Source organism: Kitasatospora sp. NPDC056800 (assembly GCF_042789775.1).
Taxonomy (GTDB): Bacteria; Actinomycetota; Actinomycetes; order Streptomycetales; family Streptomycetaceae; genus Kitasatospora.
In genome coordinates, this window is record NZ_JBHUAL010000001.1 from 1 (window position 1) to 17,919 (window position 17,919).

At 74.1% G+C, this 17,919-nt stretch carries 20 protein-coding genes; 13 read left to right on the forward strand and 7 right to left on the reverse strand.

Annotated elements, in window-relative coordinates; all coding sequences use genetic code 11:
* Positions 1-68: 68 nt before the first annotated feature.
* Complete coding sequence (locus ACFRQN_RS00005) at positions 69-458, reverse strand: DUF4259 domain-containing protein (RefSeq protein WP_380737130.1); 390 nt, start codon at positions 456-458, stop codon at positions 69-71.
* Positions 459-585: 127 nt separating this feature from the next.
* Positions 586-1,515, reverse strand: a complete 930-nt coding sequence (locus ACFRQN_RS00010) for a LysR family transcriptional regulator (RefSeq protein WP_380737131.1) — start codon at positions 1,513-1,515, stop codon at positions 586-588.
* Between the two features lie 98 nt (positions 1,516-1,613).
* Here ACFRQN_RS00010 and ACFRQN_RS00015 point away from each other — a divergent pair, with 98 nt between their 5' ends.
* The gene (locus tag ACFRQN_RS00015) at positions 1,614-2,105 is read left to right on the forward strand and encodes a GNAT family N-acetyltransferase (RefSeq protein WP_380737133.1); all 492 of its coding nucleotides are present in this window, start codon (positions 1,614-1,616) and stop codon (positions 2,103-2,105) included.
* A gap of 75 nt (positions 2,106-2,180) precedes the next feature.
* On the forward strand, positions 2,181-2,846 hold the full coding sequence (locus ACFRQN_RS00020; RefSeq protein WP_380737135.1) for a tetratricopeptide repeat protein: 666 nt from the start codon (positions 2,181-2,183) through the stop codon (positions 2,844-2,846).
* 229 nt (positions 2,847-3,075) lie between these two features.
* On the opposite strand, the gene ACFRQN_RS00025 is transcribed toward ACFRQN_RS00020, so the two are convergent.
* Entirely contained in the window at positions 3,076-3,471 is a 396-nt protein-coding gene (locus tag ACFRQN_RS00025) for a hypothetical protein (RefSeq protein WP_380737137.1), read from the reverse strand.
* Between the two features lie 138 nt (positions 3,472-3,609).
* Here ACFRQN_RS00025 and ACFRQN_RS00030 point away from each other — a divergent pair, with 138 nt between their 5' ends.
* The 3 genes from ACFRQN_RS00030 (at position 3,610) to ACFRQN_RS00040 (ending at position 5,759) form a co-directional block, all read left to right on the forward strand.
* Positions 3,610-4,383: a methyltransferase domain-containing protein gene (locus tag ACFRQN_RS00030; protein ID WP_380737139.1), complete on the forward strand. Its 774-nt coding sequence runs from the start codon at positions 3,610-3,612 to the stop codon at positions 4,381-4,383.
* 78 nt (positions 4,384-4,461) lie between these two features.
* Positions 4,462-5,124: a TetR/AcrR family transcriptional regulator gene (locus ACFRQN_RS00035; protein ID WP_380737141.1), complete on the forward strand. Its 663-nt coding sequence runs from the start codon at positions 4,462-4,464 to the stop codon at positions 5,122-5,124.
* Positions 5,121-5,759, forward strand: a complete 639-nt coding sequence (locus tag ACFRQN_RS00040) for a VC0807 family protein (protein WP_380737143.1) — start codon at positions 5,121-5,123, stop codon at positions 5,757-5,759. Before ACFRQN_RS00035 ends, ACFRQN_RS00040 begins: the two co-directional genes overlap by 4 nt.
* Before the next feature lie 34 nt (positions 5,760-5,793).
* Here the strand turns inward: ACFRQN_RS00040 and ACFRQN_RS00045 are convergent, their stop codons facing one another.
* The 4 genes from ACFRQN_RS00045 to ACFRQN_RS00060 form a co-directional block, all read right to left on the reverse strand.
* Positions 5,794-7,011 carry a glycosyltransferase gene (locus tag ACFRQN_RS00045; protein WP_380737145.1) on the reverse strand — a complete coding sequence of 406 codons (1,218 nt, stop codon included), beginning with the start codon at positions 7,009-7,011 and terminating at the stop codon, positions 5,794-5,796.
* Complete coding sequence (locus tag ACFRQN_RS00050; RefSeq protein ID WP_380737147.1) at positions 7,008-7,805, reverse strand: MerR family transcriptional regulator; 798 nt, start codon at positions 7,803-7,805, stop codon at positions 7,008-7,010. Before ACFRQN_RS00050 ends, ACFRQN_RS00045 begins: the two co-directional genes overlap by 4 nt.
* Positions 7,806-7,920: 115 nt before the next feature.
* Complete coding sequence (locus ACFRQN_RS00055; RefSeq protein ID WP_380737149.1) at positions 7,921-9,039, reverse strand: DUF6745 domain-containing protein; 1,119 nt, start codon at positions 9,037-9,039, stop codon at positions 7,921-7,923.
* Between the two features lie 128 nt (positions 9,040-9,167).
* Entirely contained in the window at positions 9,168-9,494 is a 327-nt protein-coding gene (locus tag ACFRQN_RS00060; protein ID WP_049652826.1) for a hypothetical protein, read from the reverse strand.
* A gap of 201 nt (positions 9,495-9,695) precedes the next feature.
* Between ACFRQN_RS00060 and ACFRQN_RS00065 the strand changes: the two genes are divergently transcribed.
* The 8 genes from ACFRQN_RS00065 to ACFRQN_RS00100 all read left to right on the forward strand — a co-directional run bounded on the left by ACFRQN_RS00065 (position 9,696) and on the right by ACFRQN_RS00100 (position 17,870).
* Positions 9,696-10,673, forward strand: coding sequence for an STM4015 family protein (locus tag ACFRQN_RS00065; protein WP_380737151.1), 978 nt, complete (start codon positions 9,696-9,698; stop codon positions 10,671-10,673).
* A gap of 74 nt (positions 10,674-10,747) precedes the next feature.
* A complete protein-coding gene (locus ACFRQN_RS00070) occupies positions 10,748-11,689 on the forward strand; it encodes an STM4015 family protein (RefSeq protein WP_380737153.1) in 942 nt (313 codons plus the stop codon).
* Between the two features lie 16 nt (positions 11,690-11,705).
* Positions 11,706-12,830 (forward strand): STM4014 family protein, encoded by a 1,125-nt coding sequence (locus ACFRQN_RS00075; RefSeq protein WP_380737155.1) that lies wholly within the window; start codon positions 11,706-11,708, stop codon positions 12,828-12,830.
* 29 nt (positions 12,831-12,859) lie between these two features.
* On the forward strand, positions 12,860-13,702 hold the full coding sequence (locus ACFRQN_RS00080) for an STM4013/SEN3800 family hydrolase (protein ID WP_380737292.1): 843 nt from the start codon (positions 12,860-12,862) through the stop codon (positions 13,700-13,702).
* Complete coding sequence (locus tag ACFRQN_RS00085) at positions 13,699-15,033, forward strand: STM4012 family radical SAM protein (protein WP_380737157.1); 1,335 nt, start codon at positions 13,699-13,701, stop codon at positions 15,031-15,033. Before ACFRQN_RS00080 ends, ACFRQN_RS00085 begins: the two co-directional genes overlap by 4 nt.
* Before the next feature lie 11 nt (positions 15,034-15,044).
* Entirely contained in the window at positions 15,045-15,947 is a 903-nt protein-coding gene (locus ACFRQN_RS00090) for an STM4011 family radical SAM protein (RefSeq protein WP_380737159.1), read from the forward strand.
* A 283-nt stretch (positions 15,948-16,230) separates the two neighbouring features.
* The gene (locus ACFRQN_RS00095; protein WP_380737161.1) at positions 16,231-17,388 is read left to right on the forward strand and encodes a methyltransferase; all 1,158 of its coding nucleotides are present in this window, start codon (positions 16,231-16,233) and stop codon (positions 17,386-17,388) included.
* 101 nt (positions 17,389-17,489) lie between these two features.
* Entirely contained in the window at positions 17,490-17,870 is a 381-nt protein-coding gene (locus tag ACFRQN_RS00100; protein WP_380737163.1) for a VOC family protein, read from the forward strand.
* The last annotated feature ends 49 nt before the right edge of the window (positions 17,871-17,919 follow it).

Sequence of the window (17,919 nt, forward strand, 5' to 3'; positions counted from 1 at the left end):
GGGGCGCCCCTTCGGAGCGACCCGCCCACCCGCCGCGGTGTCCCCGCCGGCGCCGGCCGGGCGTTCCGCTACCGTCCGGACTCCTCCGCCCCGACCCCGGCGGTGACCTCGGCCAGCTGGTCGAACGTGCGGTTCAGTACCGACCGGCGTTCGTCCTTGTAGCCCGGGGAGGGTTCCAGGTCGTCGACGGTCCGCTCCCAGACGGCCATGAACGCCGTCTTCCAGCCCGTGATCACGTCGGTTTCCGGCAGCTGGTGGACACCGTGGCCGGCCCGCGCCATGACGTGCAGCAGCTCCAGGTTGCACGGCACGGCGACGCCCCAGTACTCGTCCGGTTCGAGCTCGACGGGATCGCCGGCCATCGCCTCGGCGACCTCGGTGACGAGCCGGTCGATGAGGACCGACAGGTGGTCCAGCGCCGTGTCGCTCTCGAAGTTCCCACTGCCCCACGTGCCCACGAGGTCTCCTCTGAAGGGTGCCGCCGTCTGTCCCCGCCATCGAAGCAGGCGGCACTGACACCGCCGGGCGGCCGTCCGGTCGCGGCGACAGCGACAGCGCCTTCCGGCGGCCGAGGGGCCGGACCGCTCAACGGACCCACGCTCCCCCGTCGTTCGACCGTTCACCCCGGCCCGCCACGGATTCGGATACCGCGACGAAGGCCCGCACGAGGGGGCGGTCGTCTCCTCGGCGGGTGGCCAGGAAGACCCGGCTCACGGCGGAGGCACCGTCGAGTTCGAGGCTCCGGGCGCCCTCGGGGAGCAGCGTGGTGACGCTGTGGGGGGCGATGGTGACGCCCAGGCCGGCGGCGACCAGCATGGTGATGGTGTGCCAGTTCGAGCACTCCTGCGCGACCCGGACCTCGTTGCCGGTGTCCCGGATCGGCCGGGTGTTCACGTCGAAGGCGCGGGCCCCCGCCGAGCGCGGGAAGAGGATCAGGGGGTCGGCGGCCAGCGCCGCCGGTTGCACCCGCTCCCCCCGCGCGGCGGGGTGGTCGGCGGGGACGACCGCGACGAACTGTTCCGTCGCCAGGAGCGCGAGGTCGATGTCGTCGCGCTCCTCGGCGTCCCGGACGATCCCGATGTCGGCCGTGCCGCGTTCCAGGGCTATCAGGACGTCGACGGTGAAGCCGTCGTGGAGCCTGACCTGGACGTCCGGGCGGCGGAGCGAGAAGGCGCGGAGCCGTTCACTGACGATCGCGGTGGCGGAGGTGATGAAGGCGACGTCCAGGCGGCCCGCCTCACCACGGCCGACCCGGCCGGCCTCGTCCAGATCGGCGGCCAGCCGGCCCAGGATGTCCCTCGCCCGCGGCCGGAACGTCACTCCGGCGTCCGTGAGGCGGACGCTCCGGGAGGTCCGCCGGAACAGCTCGACACCGACAATCCTCTCCAACTGCCTGATCTGCTGAGACAGGGCCGGCTGGGCGATGTGCAGCAGCCGGGCGGCACGACCGAAGTGCAACTCCTCGGCCAGCGCCAGGAAGTACCGCAGGTGCCGGAGCTCGATTCGCTGATCCATATCTCCAGCCTATGGATGGCGGCCGGCGTACGTATTGGACACCTGGGTGGGCGCGGCCGCAGGCTGACGTGGTGCCATCCAGGGAAGGAACCCGCCCCGTGCCGTACGCCTCAACCCCGCCCGTGGTCTCCTCGATCGCCTCGCCGAGCGACGCCGAGGCGTTCCGCACGCTGAACGAGGAGTGGATCGCGCGACTGTTCACCCTGGAGGAGGCGGACCGAGCCGTGCTCGGGGATCCATTCGGCCGCATCGTCGACCCGGGCGGCGACGTGCTCCTGGCCCGCGAGCCGGACAGCGGAACCGTCGTGGGCTGCGTGGCGCTCCTGGTCCACCCCGACGCCGTGTTCGAGCTGGCGAAGATGGCCGTGGACCTCGACGCGCAGGGGCGTGGCATCGGCCGCCTGCTCGTGGCCGCCGCGATCGACCGGGCCCGGGAACTCGGCGGGACCAGGCTCTTCCTCGGCACCAACAGCAGGCTGGCCCCCGCCGTCCACCTCTACGAGGACGCCGGGTTCGTCAGGATCACCCGCGACCGGCTCCCGGTGGCCGACTACTACGCCCGCGCCGACATACTGATGGAACTGGGCTGAGGCCCGTGCCGCCCGTCCGTACCGCCCGCGCCTGCGCCCGCGGTGCGGACGGACGCGTGAACGGAGGAGGTCGGCATGGACGGTGGTCACCACGGCCGTGACGGCGGTGACTCGTGGCGCAGCGGTGTCGTCGGCGGCGACGGGCCCTTCGGCAGCGGCGGGTTCTTCGGTAGCGGCGGCGGCCGTGGCAGCGGCCCGGCAGCCCACCGGTACGATCACGGCCCGGGGTTCGGGAGCATCGAGGAACGTGACGCGCCCGGTGCGCGCGAAGCACCTCAGGACGGGGGGACAGCCATGGAGTTGCCCGACGGGATTCGTACGGAGATCAGGGCCCTGTGCCAGGAGGGTGATGCGCTGGTCGGACTGGGAGAGTTCGCCGAGGCCAAGCAGCGCTACCTCGAAGCCCTTCGGCTGCTGCCGGGCGACCACCGCACATGGGCGGCCGCGACCTGGATCTACGTCGCGATCGGAGACGTACACTTCCGACTGGGCGTCCACGACAGGGCCTACAAGTGCTTCCACAACGCGGTCCAGTGCCCCGACGGACTCGGCAATCCGTACGTCCACCTACGGTTGGGTCAGACCGCCTTCGAGCTGGGCGACCACGACCGCGCCGCGGACGAGCTGATCAGGGCCTTCATGGGAGGCGGGCCCGAGATCTTCGAGGAGGACGACCCCAAGTACCTCGGGTTCCTGAGGACTCGGGCCGACCTGAACCGCCCGGGCGCCGTCACCTCCTGACAGCCTGCCACCGGGCGAGCCACCCAGAACCTCATCCCTGACCGCCCGGGGCCGGGCAGGAACCACGACGTCGAGCCCGGTCCGAGCCCGCTGCGGCCGCTACGCGTCCGGTCGACGCCGTCGGCAGCTCCTCGGGCCTGGGCCGGCCGCCGCCCGATCTCGCCTGGCACCCGGGCCCGGTGGGCCCGGCGTCGGCCGGCCCCACCAGCTCACGGTCCGACGCTTCCTGCTACGCGGTCAGCTCATCAGCACGCTGAACGCCCTCCCGCTGCACACACTCGGCAGCCCCCGCGCCCAGCGGGTTCAGCAACCACGTGGCGCGGTCCGGGTTGGGCGACCAGGGCTCGGTGGCGACGAGCACGGACGGGCGCCCGGTGCCCGCAGGCACCTCGCTGTCACCGGTCTGGACGTCCAGGGTCCCTGCCGCCGTGCGCAGCCGCCCGACTGGCACCACCGATAGCCCGCCCGGGGCCCCCAGCCAGGAGAAGTCCCAACCGTCCACGGACACGGCCTCGATCTGGGCGTCGACGACCAGCTGGTCGAAGGCGCACTCGTCCGCATCGGTCGGCATCACGGCGGCGTAGGCGCCGTCCTGCCGGTGGATCCGCCGGCCGTCCAGCGGCAACCGTTCCCCGCCCCCACCTCTCGGCGGTTCCGTGACGGCCCCGAAAAACGGGTACTCACCGCCGGTACGGCCGCGCCATGATGGCGCCGCGGCGAACCGTTGCCGCTCCCGCCGACGCCCCCTGGAGGTCCTGACACCATGAGCCAGTCCGCCCTCGGCCGCTTCTACGACGATTTCGCCGACGACTACCACCTCCTCTACGCCGACTGGAACGCCTCGCTCGCCCGTCAGGGCTCCGCGCTGGACGCCGTGGTCCGCGCGGCTCTCGGCAACGGCCCCGCCGAGGTGCTGGACTGCGCCTGCGGCATCGGCACCCAGGCGATCGGCCTGGCCGCCCTCGGCCACCGCGTCACCGGCACCGACCTGAGCCCGGTCGCCGCCGCCCGCGCCACCGCCGAGGCCGCCGGGCGCGGCCTCCGGCTGCCCACCGCCGCCGCCGACATGCGGGAACTCCCCTTCCCGGACGGCCGGTTCGACGTCGTCGTCTGCGCCGACAACGCGCTGCCCCACCTACTCACGGCCGAGGACGTCCGCGCCGCGCTCGGTGAGATGCGACGGGTCCTGCGCCCGGGCGGACTGCTCCTGGTCACCACCCGCCCGTACGACGAGCTGCGCCGCACCCGGCCCGCCTCCACTCCGCCGCAGACCGCCGAGCACGGCGGCCGACGGTCGGTCCTCTTCCAGCTCTGGCAGTGGCACGAGGACGGCGAGCGGTACGACCTGGAGCTCTTCCGGCTGCTGCCGGACGAGGCCGACGAGTGGCGGGTCGCGGTCCGCCGCTCCACGTACTGGGCGCTCACCCAGGACGAGCTGAGCGCCTTCGCCGCCGAGGCCGGCCTGGCCGGCATCCGCTGGGAGCAGCCCGCCGACACCGGCTTCTTCCAGCCCGTCCTGATCGCCCGGACGCCCTGACCTGCGCGGACGCGGCGGCCTGCCGTGGCAGGGCCCTTTTGCGCCTCCACTTTTGCCGATCCATGTTAATTTTTACTCATGCGAGTAACTCCTGACTCCTCTCCTGCCGCTCCCGCCTCAGGCCGGAGCGTCACCACTGATGCCCGACGCGCCCAGATCGTCACCGCCGCGATCGGGACCGTCGCCGAACTCGGCTACGCCCGGGCCTCGTTCGCTCAGATCGCCAAGCGGGCGAAGCTCTCCAGCGTGCGGCTGATCTCGTACCACTTCCAGGACAAGGAGGACCTCTTCCAGGCCCTCGTCGACTCCGTCCAGGAGTCGGCGCAGGCCTTCATGCAGCCGCGCATCCATGCCCGGCCCGCGCCCACCGCGCAGTTGGCCGCCTACATCGAGGCGAACCTGGAGTTCCTGGCGGAACACCCGGTCGAGGTACGGGCGCTGGTGGACGTCCTCGCCAACGCCCGCCGGGAGGACGGCAGCCCGCTGGTCAGCTCCGCCGGCTTCGACACCCCCGTCTCGCTGCTGGTCCGACACCTGCGGGACGGACAGCTCAGCGGTGACTTCCGGCCGTTCGACCCCGAGGCGATGGCCCTGGCGATCCGCGCCTCGATCGATGCGGCCGCCAACCGGCTGTCCGCCGGGGACGACTTCGACGTCCGCGCCTACGGGCGCGAGCTGGTCACCCTCTTCGCCCTCGCGACGGGGACCGAGGCCGGAGCCGAGACCGAGGAGACGAAGTGACCCTCCACGCCGCCCCGCGCCGAACCGCCCTCCTCTTACCCCTGCTGATCGATCTCGTCCTCCCTCTCGCCGTCTACTACGGGCTGCGCTCGGCAGGCGCGGACCAGTGGTGGGCCCTGCTGTGGTCCGCCGCCGCACCCGCGGTCACCGTGGTGGTACGGCTGGTCCGAACCCGCCGCGTCGACTTCCTGGCCCTGCTGATCCTCAGCATGATCGCCCTCGGTCTGGTGCTCTCGATTCTCACCGGGGACGCCCGCACCCTGCTGATCCGCGAGGCCTGGACAGGCATGCTCGGCGGGCTCCTCGGGATCTGGCTGCTGGCCTCCGTCGGCTACGGGCGTCCGGCTCTGATGGTGGTCTTCCGCTCCTTCGTACAGGCCAAGGCGGGCGAGGACGGGCTGCGTGCCTGGGAGGCACGCTGGGAGCAGGACTCCGCGTTCCGTCACGGCGTCCGGGTGCTCACCGCGGTCTGGGGCGCGGCCAGCCTGCTCAACGCCCTTGCCCAACTGGCCTTCGCTTACCTCCTTCCTATCGACACCGCCCCGGCGGCCATGAACCTGTGCTGGCCGGTGATCGCCGCGCCGCTGCTCGTCTTCCACCTCCGGTACACCAGGCGCCACGGCCTACGGGCCTGACCGGAACGGGGCCGGGCCGTCCGCGCTTCCTCCGCTACCCGCCCAACGCCACCACCGCCTCCGCGACCCGGCCCGCGCCGTCCTCCTTCGCCAGGGCGCGGGCCGCCTCCTGCGCCCGTTCCCGCAGTCGCCGCTCCTCGACAGCCTGACGGATGGCCTGCGCCAGCCGGTCGGCGGTCAGGTCGGCGAACCGGACGGGAGCGGTGGCGGCACCGAGCCGGCGGAGCCGGTCGGCCCAGAACGGCTGGTCCGCCGTCACCGGGACCGGGACGCTCGGCACGCCCGCGCGCAGTGCCGCAGCCGCCGTGCCCGCACCCGCGTGGTGCACGACCGCCGCCATGCGCGGGAAGAGCCGGGCGTGCGGCAGTTCGCCGACCGTCAGCACGTCGTCGCCCTCCCCGGCGGTCCCGGCCCAGCCGGCCTGCACCACGCCCCGGGCTCCCGCCCGCCGCAGGGCCTCCACCGTCAGGGCGCTCAGCCGCTCGCCCTGCCCCGCCGCCATGCTGCCGAAGCCGATGAACACCGGCGGCGGCCCGGCCCGCAGGAAGTCCTCGACCTCGGCCGGGAGGCCGTAGTCCTCCGCCACGTACGGCCACCAGTTGCCGACCACCCGCAGCCCCTGCCGCCAGTCGGCCGGGCGCGGTACGAGGGTCGGGCTGAAGCCGTGCAGCACCGGCCAGTGCGCCCGCTCCACGGCCCGCCGGCGCGCGGTCTGGGAGAGCGCCGGGAGGCCCAGCCGCGACCGCAGGCGGTGTGCGGCCCCGGTGTGCAGGCGGTCGACGACCCGTTGGCCGAGCGCTCCCGCCGCCCGGTTGCCCCAGCTCCCCAGCGAGCGGCCGCCCCCGACGACCGGCGGGAACTCCCGCGTCGGCAGCGTGGGTTGCAGGTAGACCCCGATGCTGGGGACGCCCATCGCCTCCGCGAGGTGCCAGCCCAGCGGCGCGGTGGTGGTGCTCAGCAGGAGTAGATCGGCTCCGGGCGCGGCGGCGTCCGCGAGCCCGTCCCCCAGTTTCCCGATGAACGCCGCGGCCCGCGCGAGCAGTTCGGAGCGCCCGCCCGTCGGAGCGGTGCCCGCCCCGCGCGGATCGACCGGGAGCGGGCGGAAGCCGAGGCCGCTGCCGGCCACCAGCTCGCGGAAGGTCTCGGGCGCCGCGAGCGCGACCTCGTGCCCCGCGCCGCGCAGGTACGCCCCGAGACCGGTGTAGGGGACGACGTCGCCGTGCGATCCGGCGGCCGTGACGAGGATTCTCATCGAGCCTCCTCCTCGCGGTCGCTCCCGCTGCGCCGCTCGGCATTGGCGCCGATCGCCGCACGCAGGTAGCCGGCCAACCCCGGGCGCTGCTCGGCCGGCGGGACGACGAGGGCGAAGGCACGGGCGTCCGCCTCGTAGTCGTCGGCGATCCGGCAGTGCATCTCCGGCGGGCAGGGCGTGAACCACCGGGTGATGTGCTGCCGGTGCTGCTCGGCGAGGTCCAGCACCGTCCGGTGGTCGACCGGCAGTGCCCGGTCGAAGGCCTCCAGCAGTCGGCCGCGCCACTCCGCGGCCTCCGCCATCAGCTGCCGCCAGTCCTCCTTGGAGTGGGTGGCGGCGCGGGCCAGGGCCTCCTGGTGGCTGTCCCGCTCGCCCCACTTGAGGTGGGCGTCGGCCGCGTAGCTGAGGTCGAAGACGACGTCCCCGAAGACCTCGAAGCGCTCCTCCGGACTCAGCTCGACCCCGGTGCGCTGGACCTCGATGGCCCGCTCGGCGACGTCGACCAGCTTCTGCAGCCGGGCGATCTGCTCGGTGAGGGCGTGTCGTCTCGCCAGCAGGTGGTCGAGGGCGTTGGCCTGCGGGTCCGCCAGGATGTCGGCGATCTCGTCGAGCGGGAAGCCGAGTTCCCGGTAGAACAGGATCTGCTGGAGCCTGGCGAGGTCCGCGCCGTTGTAGAGCCGGTAGCCGGCCGGGCTTCGCTCACTGGGCGTGAGCAGCCCGGACCGGTCGTAGTAGTGCAGGGTCCGGATCGTGACCCCGGCGAAGCCGGAGACCTGGCCCACCGACCAGCTCATGCGTCCCTCCGATCATCCGTGCGTTCGCTGCGCCCCCACCGTGCGGCCTGACGTGGGGTAAGGGTCAACACGCGCAGCTCAGGGGCCTGCTCCGGATGCCGGACGGCGTCCTCGGTCAGGTCTCGCGCTGCGGGTGGTAGGCGGTCTCGGGTATGCCGAAGGTCCAGGCGACCCCGGCTCGCGCGGTGCGGGTGCTCGGGGGGACGCGCAGCCAGTAGGTGCGGTGGGTGCCGTCCGGCTCGGGCGTGGAGTTGACCACCTCGACCATCACCACCGGCTCGTCGTCGGGCAGGACGATCCGCCAGAGCACGCCGGTCTCGTCCCGGTGGACGGGCTCGGCGCCGGAGTCGGCCAGGTAGCGCTCGTAGCCGTAGTGCTCCAGCAGGACGCGGCGCAGCTCGGCGTTCTCCTCGGTGCGGATCCGCTCGGCCGTCACCTCGGCCAGGCCGGCCAGGAACTCCGGCGGGACGGGCATGCCGCGCCAGGCGTGCAGGGCGAAGCCGTCGGCGTACTCCAGGGCGGGCCCGTCCGCCCGGTCGAGCCGCCCGGCCTCGTCGCGGTGCAGGCCGGTCGGCCGTTCGCTGAGCAGGGCCACGTCCCGGTACGGCCACCACCAGCCGACCTCCCGGGCCAGTTCGGCCAGTGGTGCGACGGCGTCGGCGCTCGCCCCGGCGGCCTCGAAGGCGGCGAACCACGGCGCGTCGTGCTGGCCGCGCACGGCGTCCAGCAGGGCGAGCCGGACGGTGGTGCGACGGGCCCGGGCCTCCTCGGCCACCGCGGCGTCGGCCTCCCGGTCGGCCTCGGGGGCGAGCCGGTCGAGCACCGCGTTGCGCAGCCGGTCGGCGAGCGGGGTGGTGACCGGGCCGAGCTCGCCCCCGGTGAGCGCCCAGTGGCCCGCCCACCCGGCGGCGCCGACCTGCTCGACGGCCCGCCGCCTGGCCTCCTCCCAGGGCTTGGTGCACACGGCCTCGCGCACACTCTCCGCCCCGGCGGCCCGCAGCTCCAGCGCCGCCCCGGTCGCGGCGAGCGGCGAGCCGAACCACCGGATCGCCGCGGGCTCGGGCAGCCCGGCCGCCCGGTAGGCGGCCCGGACGGCGCGCTCGGCCGCCGCCCGGTCGCCCGCTCCGGTGGCCGCCGCGGCCGCCCGCCAGCGGGCCGTCACCTCGACCGGCCCGGGCAGCTCCCGCGCCTGCGCCCGGTCGCCGTGGACCTCGTCGTGGATCACCGTCTCCATCCCTGCTCCGTTCCCGGCCGGGCTCCCCGCCCGGCCGTCCGTTCCCGTTCCGTGCCGCGGCCACGGCCGCGCTCCACCCTCGTGTCCGCACCCGCCCGCCGACCCCCGTACGGCGGGCGGAGCGGTCGTCAGTCCGCGACCATCCGCACCGCACCCGGCACGTACTCGCGCTGGCGGACCACCCGGTACCAGCCCTTGGGCAGCGGTATCGCCGCGTGCTCCTCGTGCACCACCCGGCCGCCCTCGGGCAGGTGCAGCCAGCCCGCGCCGAACGGCCCGGTCTCCCGGCGCAGCTCGCCGGGGCCGACCACGGCGTGCGCGTGCCCGGTGACCTCACCGAGCGCGAGCACCATCCGGCCCCGCGCGTCCCGGGGCTGCACGGCCAGCTCCACCACCCTCGGCGGCACCGCGCCCTCCTCTACCGGCACGATCAGCACATCGCCCTGGCGGTACATCAGTCCTCCCTCGCCGTACGGAGGGGCTCCGGCGGACGCCGGAACCCATGGCTCCGCCGCGTCCGCCGCGGTCACTCTCCGGAGCCAGGACCCGAACATAGAGCAAGGGTCTGACAACGCGCCCGGACGGCGACCCGGCCGCCGGATTGTCAGTCCCGGCTGGTAGACAGTTGTTCGGCCCCGACCCCAGAGGAGCAGCGCATGACTGTCAACGACCACATCGAGCGGTTCCACGGCCTTCCCGTCTTCGACTTCGTGGAGGCCTTGGAGGAGGCCGAGGAGAAGGGCGGATCGGGCGCCCTCGAACTACCGGACGCGGCCTCGGCCGCCTGGCGGGTCAAGCTCGACTACGAGTCCGAGGCGACGTTCGCCGAACGCTGGGAGCAGTTCCTCGGCGCCGTCGACACCGAGCGGGTCACCGCCCTGGTGATCGGCCAGTGGTCCCCGGAGGAGCCGGAGGGCTTCCAGGAGCCGATGGAGGCGATCGTCGCCGCCGCCGGCCGGCTGCCCGCCCTGCGCGCCCTGTTCGTCGGCGACATCACCTTCGAGGAGTGCGAGATCTCCTGGATCCAGCAGTGCGACATCACGCCGCTGCTGACGGCCTTCCCGCGGCTGGCCGAGCTGGTGGTGCGCGGCGCCTCGCAGGACTGGGACGGCAAGGGCGGTCTGGCCCTGAAGCCGCTGCGGCACGAGGCCCTCGAGGCGCTGCGCTTCGAGGCCGGCGGCCTGCCGGGTTCGGTCGTGCGCTCGGTGGCCGGCTGTGACTTCCCCGCCCTGGAGCGGCTGGAGCTCTGGCTGGGCGTGGACAACTACGGCGGCGACGCGACGATGGCCGACGTCGCGCTGTTCCTGGACGGCACCCGCTTCCCCAGGCTGCGCCACCTCGGCCTCCAGAACAGCGAGTTCCAGGACGACATCGCGGCCGCCGTGGCACACGCGCCCGTGGTCGCCCGGCTGGAGTCGCTCAGCCTCTCCATGGGCGTGCTGACCGACCAGGGCGCCACCGCCCTGCTGGAGGGCCAGCCGCTCACCCACCTGCGCTCCCTCGATCTGCACCACCACTACCTCACCGAGGAGATGCAGCAGCGCCTGCGTCAGGCCCTGGCGGGTGTCGAGGTCGACCTCTCCGAGCCCGGCAAGCCCGACGACCAGTGGCGCTACGTGGCCGTGGCCGAGTAGTCGTCAACGCTCCGCGCCCGCCTGATCGCCCGACAGCCCGCGTACTCGCCCACCCCGACCGACCAGGATCCGACATGTCCATCTCCCGCCACATCGAACGCTTCCACGAGCTGCCGATCCACGAGTTCGCCCCCGACGACACCCGGCCGCGGCCCGCCGCCGACAGCGTCGCCTGGCGGCTCGCCCTCGCGTACCGCTCCGAGCAGGACTTCGCCCAGCTGTGGCAGTCCTTCCTCCAGGACGTCGATCCGGCGAGCGTCCGTGCCCTGGTGATCGGTCCCTGGTGGAACGGGGCCGAGGGCTACGGCTCCGTCGGCCCGGTGATCGAGGCCCTCACGGCTGAAGCCGGGCGCCTGCCCGCCCTGGAGGCGCTGTTCCTCGCCGAGGTGACCTACGACGAGTGCGAGGTCTCCTGGCTGGTGATGGACGACGTCACCCCGCTGCTGGCCGCCTTCCCCGCGCTGAAGTCGCTGGCCGTGCGCGGCGGTACGGACCTCGGCCTGGATCCGGTCCGTCACGACGCCCTGACCAGCCTGCGCTTCGAGTCCGGCGGACTGCCGGCCACCGTGGTGCGCGCGGTGGCCGCCTCCGAGCTGCCCGCACTGGAGCGTCTGGACCTCTGGCTCGGCGTGGACGAGTACGGCGGTGACGCCACGATGGACGACCTGGCGCCGTTCCTGGACGGCTCCCGGCTGCCGGAGCTGCGCCACCTCGGGCTGTCCAACAGCGAGTTCCAGGACGAGATCGCCGCCGCCCTCGCCCACGCCCCGATAGTGGCCCGGTTGGAGTCGCTCGACCTCTCCAAGGGCGTGCTGACGGACGAGGGCGCCACCGCCCTGCTGGAGGGCCAGCCCCTCACCCACCTGAACTCCCTCGACCTGCACCACCACTACCTGAGCGACGCGATGCAGGAGCGTCTGTCCGAGGCCCTGCCCGGGGTCGGGCTCGACCTCGACGAGGCCGAGGGTGACGACCCGGACGACGAGGACGACCGCTACGTCTCGGTCTCCGAGTAGGCGGGCGGCGGAGGCGATGACCGTGCGACTGACCGTCCTGGGCAACCCGGGGCACCGACGGGTGACGCTGTTCGCGGCCGCCGCCCGGGCCGCCGGGCTGCCCGAGCCCGCCGTCCTGCCCTGGCTGGACGTGCTGCGCGGCCGGTACCGGCTGCCCGAAGGCGGTCTGCTGCGCATCGAGTCGCCCGGCGAGGAGCCAGAGGTCGACCGGCTGCTGCGCGGCCCGGCGCTCGGCCCCGGCTACGCCCCGACCAGGGTCGAGGGCACGGCCGTCTGGTACGCGGGGGTCATGGCCGCGCTGCGCGGGCTGGCCGCCCGGCCCGGCGTACGGCTGCTCGGCGATCCGGAGGAGGTCGCCGTGATGTTCGACAAGCGCCGTACCCACGCGCTGCTCGCCGGGGCCGGGGTGCCGGTGCCCAGGGCGCTCGGCGGCGAGGTCACCGGCTGGGAGCACCTTCGCGGGCGCCTCGCCGAGGCCGGCCTGCACCGGGTCTTCGTCAAGCCGGCGCACGGCTCCTCCGCCTCCGGGGTGATGGCCCTGGAGTTCGGACCGCGCGGGCAGCTGCAGGCCACCACCTCGGTGGAGCTGGCCGACGGCCGGCTCCACAACTCGCTGCAGGTGCGCCGCTACCGCGGCGAGCGGGAGGTCGCCGCGATCGTCGACGGCCTGGCACCGGACGGGCTGCACGTCGAGCAGTGGATCCCGAAGGCCTCGCAGTCCGGGCGCTCGGCGGACCTGCGGGTCGTGGTGGTCTCCGGCCGCGCCACCCACGCCGTGGTGCGCACCAGCGGCCAGCCGATGACCAACCTGCACCTCGGCGGCGCCCGCGGCAGCCTCGACCAGGCCCGGGAGGCCGCCGGGCCGGCCTGGCCGGCCCTGCTGGAGACGGCCGAGCGCGCGGCGGCCTGCTTCCCCGGCTCACCGATGGTCGGCGTCGACGTGCTGCCCACGACCGGCTGGCGGCGCGCCCTGGTCGGCGAGGTGAACGCCTTCGGCGACCTGCTCCCCAACCTCACCGGCCTGCCCGGCGGCCCCGCCGAGGGCCTCGACACCTACGGCGCCCAACTGGCCGCGCTGACCGCCCCCTCCCCGTCGTCGCCCGCGGCGACGGACCACCAGATCACGGAACCCGCTCGATGAACCACCCGACCACCCTCCCGTCCCCCGACATGAACGCCGTCGTGGGCAGCCACGACCTGCTGCTCGTCACCCTCGACACGCTCCGCCTCGACGTCGCCGAGGAGCTGGCCGCCGCCGGCCGCATCCCGAACCTCGCCGCCGTCCTGCCCGGCGGCCGCTGGGAGCACCGGCACGCGCCCGGCAGCTTCACCTACGCCTCCCACCAGGCGATCCTGGCCGGCTTCCTGCCGACGCCCGCCTCCCCGGACGGCCCGCACCCGCGGCTGTTCGCGGCCCGCTTCGCCGGTTCCGAGAGCACCGCCCCGCGCACCTGGGTCTTCGACGCCCCCGACCTGCCGACGGCCCTGGCCGCGGCCGGGTACCGCACGGTGTGCATCGGCGGTGTCGGGTTCTTCAACAAGCAGGGCCCGCTGGGCTCGGTGCTGCCGGGCCTCTTCCAGGAGAGCCACTGGGCGCCCGAGTTGGGCGTGGCCTCGCCGACGTCCTTCGAGGAGCAGGTCGCCCGGGCCGAGCGGGTCGCCGCCGAACAGTCCGCCGACCAGCCGCTGTTCCTCTTCCTGAACGTCTCGGCGCTGCACCAGCCGAACTGGTTCCACCTGCCCGGAGCCACCCGCGAGCACGGGGACTCCCGGGCCACCCACGCCGCGGCCCTGGAGTACGTGGACGCGCACATCGGCCGGCTGTTCGCCGCGATGAGCGCCCGCCGCCCCTGCTTCGCGATCGTCTGCTCCGACCACGGCACCGCCTACGGCGAGGACGGCTACACCGGCCACCGGATCGGCCACGAGGTGGTCTGGTCGGTCCCGTACGCGCACTTCACCCTCCCCGCCCGAGCGGCGGGCACCGCCACGACCTCCGAGGAGCGCGCATGACCGCCGCACCCCCGCGCGCGGACTCGCCGTACCAGTCGTACGTCTACGCGTACCCGCACAAGACGGCCTACCGCCCGCTGCCCGAGCGCCCGCCGCTGCGCGAGCTGTGGGCCGGCGAGGCGCAGCACGCGCTCTCGCTCTACCTCCACATCCCGTTCTGCGAGGTCCGCTGCGGCTTCTGCAACCTGTTCACCCGGATCGGCAGCCCCGAGGGCCTGACCACGGCCTACCTGGACGCCCTGGAACGCCAGGCCACGGCGGTGCGCGCGGCGCTGGACGAGGGCGCCCGGTTCGCGCTGGCCGCGTTCGGCGGCGGCACGCCCACCTATCTGACGGCCGGTGAGCTGGAGCGGCTGTGCGACATCGCCGAGCGGCGGATGGGCGCCGACCTGCGGGCGATACCCCTCTCGGTGGAGGCCTCGCCCGCCACCGCGACCGCCGACCGGCTGGAGGTGCTGGCCGCCCGGGGCACCACCCGGCTGAGCCTGGGCGTGCAGTCCTTCGACGACGCCGAGGCGCGCTCCGCCGTCCGCCCGCAGAAGCGGGCCGAGGTGGAGGCCGCCCTCGGCCGGATCCGCGCGGCCGGGTTCCCGGTGCTCAACATCGACCTCATCTACGGCATCGACGGCCAGACCGAGGCGAGCTGGCTCCGCTCGTTGGACACCGCACTCGCCTGGCAGCCCGAGGAGCTGTACCTCTACCCGCTGTACGTCCGCCCGCTGACCGGCCTGGCCCGGCGCGGCGAGCAGGAGAGCCGGGCCGCCTGGGACGCGCGCCGGCTCGCGCTCTACCGGGCCGGCCGCGACCACCTGCTCGCCCACGGCTACCAGCAGGTGTCGATGCGGATGTTCCGCCGCGCCGCCTCCCCGCAGGCCGGCGCGGGCGAGTACGCCTGCCAGACCGACGGCATGGTCGGCCTGGGCTGCGGCGCCCGCTCCTACACCTCCCAGCTGCACTACTCCTTCGACTACGCGGTGAACGCCACCGAGGTGCGCGGCATCATCGACGACTACGTCGCCACCGAGGACTTCCACCGTGCCGAGGTGGGCCACCGGATGGGCGGCGCGGAGCCGCGCCGGCGGCACCTGGTGCAGTCGCTGCTCCAGGCCGAGGGCCTGCCGTTGGCGGACTACCGCGCCCGGTTCGGCGGTTCACCGGCCGAGGACTTCCCGGCGGAGCTGGCCGAGTTCGCGGAGCGCGGATGGCTCGACGACGGCGACGCGGAGTTCCTGCGGCTCAGCCCGGAGGGGCTGGCGCACTCGGACGCCGCCGGGCCGATGCTGTTCTCGCCCGAGGTCCGGGCCCTGATGGCGGCGTACGAGGCGAAATGACCTTCCTCGGCATGCCTTCCGCCTCACCGCTGCCGGAGGACGGGGCGCGGAGCCTCACCCTGCTCTACCGCGGCCCGCTCGCCTCCTGCGACTACGACTGCCCGTACTGCCCGTTCGCCAAGCGGCGCGACAGCCCGGAGCAACTGCGCTCCGACCGGGCCGCGTTGGAGCGCTTCACCGGCTGGGCCGCCGGGCGCGCGGGCACCGGCGACACCCTGTCGCTGCTGTTCACCCCCTGGGGCGAGGGGCTGGTGCGGTCCTGGTACCGCCGCGCGCTGGTCGAGCTGAGCCGCCTGCCGCACGTCCGCCGGGTCGCGATCCAGACCAACCTCAGCTGCCGCACGGGCTGGCTCGCCGAGGCGGACCTCGACACCCTCGCCCTCTGGGTCACCTTCCACCCCGGCCAGGTCACCCGCGAGCGCTTCCTCGCCAAGTGCCAGGAGTTGGACGCACTCGGCGTGCGCTACAGCGTCGGCGTCGTCGGCCAACCCGAGCACCTCGCCGAGGCCCGCCGGCTGCGCGCCGAGCTCCCCGAGGGCGTCTACCTGTGGGTCAACGCCGCCGAGGGCCTCGGCTACACCGACGCCGAGGCCGCTCAATGGGCCGCCGTCGACCCGCACTTCGGCTACAGCCGGCACGCCCACCCCAGCGCCGGGCTGCCGTGCCGCACCGGGGAGTCCGTGCTGTCGGTGGACGGCGACGGCACCGTGCGCCGCTGCCACTTCGTCCGGGACGTCCTCGGCAACCTCTACGACGGCAGCTACCGCACGCAACTGCTGCCGCGCGCCTGCCCGTTGCCGGTCTGCGACTGCCACATCGGCTACGTCCACCTGGAGACGCTGCCGCTGTACGAACTGTACGGCGCGGGTGTGCTGGAGCGCGTGCCGCACGGCTGGTCCGGGGGCCGGTCATAAATCGGTTGCCAGTCGGCCACTCTGTGTGAAAGCGTACGAACAACCGCGCAGGACCAGCTGGTTCGGAAGGGAGGCCCGCAGATGATCAGTGGCATACGGCTCGCCGTCGTGCCGGGCCTCGTGCTCGGTGACACCCCGGCTCGCGCTTCGACGCGCGAGCCGCACCCGGCCTGACGCCCGCGCCCGCCGTCCCGGCGGCGCAACGGCCCGACGCGCCCGCTGCTCGCCTCCTCGTCGAAGTGCTCTTCGTGCCCCTTGCACGTTCGACCACGAGGAACCCCTGGTGTCCGACATCCACCGGCCAAGCATCGTCACCCTGCCCACCACCTCCGTCCTGCCCGCACCCTGGCACAGCGAGAACGGCACGCCCCCGCCGCGCCGCCTGATCGCCGCCGACGACACCCTGCGCGCCGAGGCCGCCTACCGGTCGGCCTGCGAGGGGACCGCCCTGCTCTGGCAGGGCGACTACCCCGGCGCGCTCCGCCTCCTGCACGCCATGCGCCGCCGCGCCGAGCGGCGCCGGCCCCGATCCGCCCCCGGCTCCCCGGCCGAGGCCTTCCGGCAGCACCGCCGGGAGCGCGCCCGCCTCGCGCGCGTCCTGGGCATGCTGCTGGTACCGCTCGGCGCGGATCACCGCGTCCGGCTCCACCGGGCGCCCGACGTCCGCGAGGCCTGCCGGGCGGCCTACGGACCGCTCCTTGACAACAGAATCGTGTCCCTGCGCGAGCTCCTGGGTGTGATCGGCGCCCACCAGTGGCGCACCAGGGGCGTCGAGGTCCCGGCCCTCGGCGCCCGCATCCACCCGCACTACGGGGTCTTCTCACCCGTCCGCGGCGAGTACGTCGACCTCGTCGCCCGGGCGCCGCTGCCGCCGGCCGCCCATGACCACCCCACCGCCTACGACCTCGGCACCGGCACGGGTGTGCTCGCCGTGCTCCTCGCCCGGCGCGGCCTGCACGAGGTCCTGGTCACCGATGCCAACCCGCGCGCCCTCGCCTGCGCCCGCGACAACGCCCACCGGCTCGGTCTCGCCGACCGCATCGAGACCGCCGGCACCGGCCTCTACCCTCCCGGCCGCGGCCGGGTCGCCCTGGTCGTCTGCAATCCCCCATGGCTGCCCGGTCGGCCGGGCTCCGCGCTCGACGAGGGCGTCTACGACCCGGGCAGCCGCATGCTCCGCGGCTTCCTCGACGGCCTGGCCGACCGTCTGCTGCCCGGCGGCGAGGGCTGGCTCGTCCTCTCCGACCTCGCCGAACACCTCGGCCTGCGCTCCCGCGCCGATCTGCTCGGTGCCGTCTCCGGAGCCGGGCTGCGCGTCACCGGGCGCCTCGACACCGTCCCCCGCCACCCGAGGGCCACCACCCCCGACCGGGCCGACCCCCTCCTCCACACCGCCCGCGCCGCGGAGGTCACCTCGCTCTGGAGGCTGGCCCCCGCATGACTCCCGGCGACCTGCCGCACACAGCCCGAAGCAGCCCTGCGCCCACCGGGCGACCCGGCCCGCACGTCCCTAGCCTGGTGACAGAGAGGAGGCGAAACACCATGCTTGGAGACGCTCCGCTGCAAGCAGTCATCCCCGCCACCGATCTCGCCCGCGCCAAGGCCTTCTACACCGACACCCTCGGCCTCAAACTCGCCGAGGAAGGTGAGGAGGAGTTCGTCTGCGACTGTGGCGGCACCCAGTTCACCGTCTACCGCACTCCCAGCGGTGGACAGGCCGCCCACACCCTCGCCAGTTTCAAGGTCGCCGACCTCGACGGCGAGATGGCCGGCCTCCGCGACCGCGGCATCACCTTCGAGGAGTACGACTTCCCCGGTCTGCAGACCGTCAACGGGGTCGCCGAGGGCGAGGGCATGCGCGCGGCCTGGTTCAAGGACAGCGAAGGCAACATCGTCTGCATGTCCCAGCGGGTCGGCCAGTAGCCGTCCCGCACCCGGCCCACCCGTCAAGCGCTGCACCGCACCCGTCGGA

Coding starts and splice junctions, on each gene's coding strand:
- ACFRQN_RS00010 (WP_380737131.1), bottom strand. CDS start 1,515: ATGGATCAGCGAATCGAGCTCCGGCACCTGCGGTACTTCCTGGCGCTG.
- ACFRQN_RS00020 (WP_380737135.1), top strand. CDS start 2,181: ATGGACGGTGGTCACCACGGCCGTGACGGCGGTGACTCGTGGCGCAGC.
- ACFRQN_RS00030 (WP_380737139.1), top strand. CDS start 3,610: ATGAGCCAGTCCGCCCTCGGCCGCTTCTACGACGATTTCGCCGACGAC.
- ACFRQN_RS00035 (WP_380737141.1), top strand. CDS start 4,462: ATGCGAGTAACTCCTGACTCCTCTCCTGCCGCTCCCGCCTCAGGCCGG.
- ACFRQN_RS00045 (WP_380737145.1), bottom strand. CDS start 7,011: ATGAGAATCCTCGTCACGGCCGCCGGATCGCACGGCGACGTCGTCCCC.
- ACFRQN_RS00050 (WP_380737147.1), bottom strand. CDS start 7,805: ATGAGCTGGTCGGTGGGCCAGGTCTCCGGCTTCGCCGGGGTCACGATC.
- ACFRQN_RS00055 (WP_380737149.1), bottom strand. CDS start 9,039: ATGGAGACGGTGATCCACGACGAGGTCCACGGCGACCGGGCGCAGGCG.
- ACFRQN_RS00060 (WP_049652826.1), bottom strand. CDS start 9,494: ATGTACCGCCAGGGCGATGTGCTGATCGTGCCGGTAGAGGAGGGCGCG.
- ACFRQN_RS00065 (WP_380737151.1), top strand. CDS start 9,696: ATGACTGTCAACGACCACATCGAGCGGTTCCACGGCCTTCCCGTCTTC.
- ACFRQN_RS00070 (WP_380737153.1), top strand. CDS start 10,748: ATGTCCATCTCCCGCCACATCGAACGCTTCCACGAGCTGCCGATCCAC.
- ACFRQN_RS00075 (WP_380737155.1), top strand. CDS start 11,706: ATGACCGTGCGACTGACCGTCCTGGGCAACCCGGGGCACCGACGGGTG.
- ACFRQN_RS00080 (WP_380737292.1), top strand. CDS start 12,860: ATGAACGCCGTCGTGGGCAGCCACGACCTGCTGCTCGTCACCCTCGAC.
- ACFRQN_RS00085 (WP_380737157.1), top strand. CDS start 13,699: ATGACCGCCGCACCCCCGCGCGCGGACTCGCCGTACCAGTCGTACGTC.
- ACFRQN_RS00090 (WP_380737159.1), top strand. CDS start 15,045: ATGCCTTCCGCCTCACCGCTGCCGGAGGACGGGGCGCGGAGCCTCACC.
- ACFRQN_RS00100 (WP_380737163.1), top strand. CDS start 17,490: ATGCTTGGAGACGCTCCGCTGCAAGCAGTCATCCCCGCCACCGATCTC.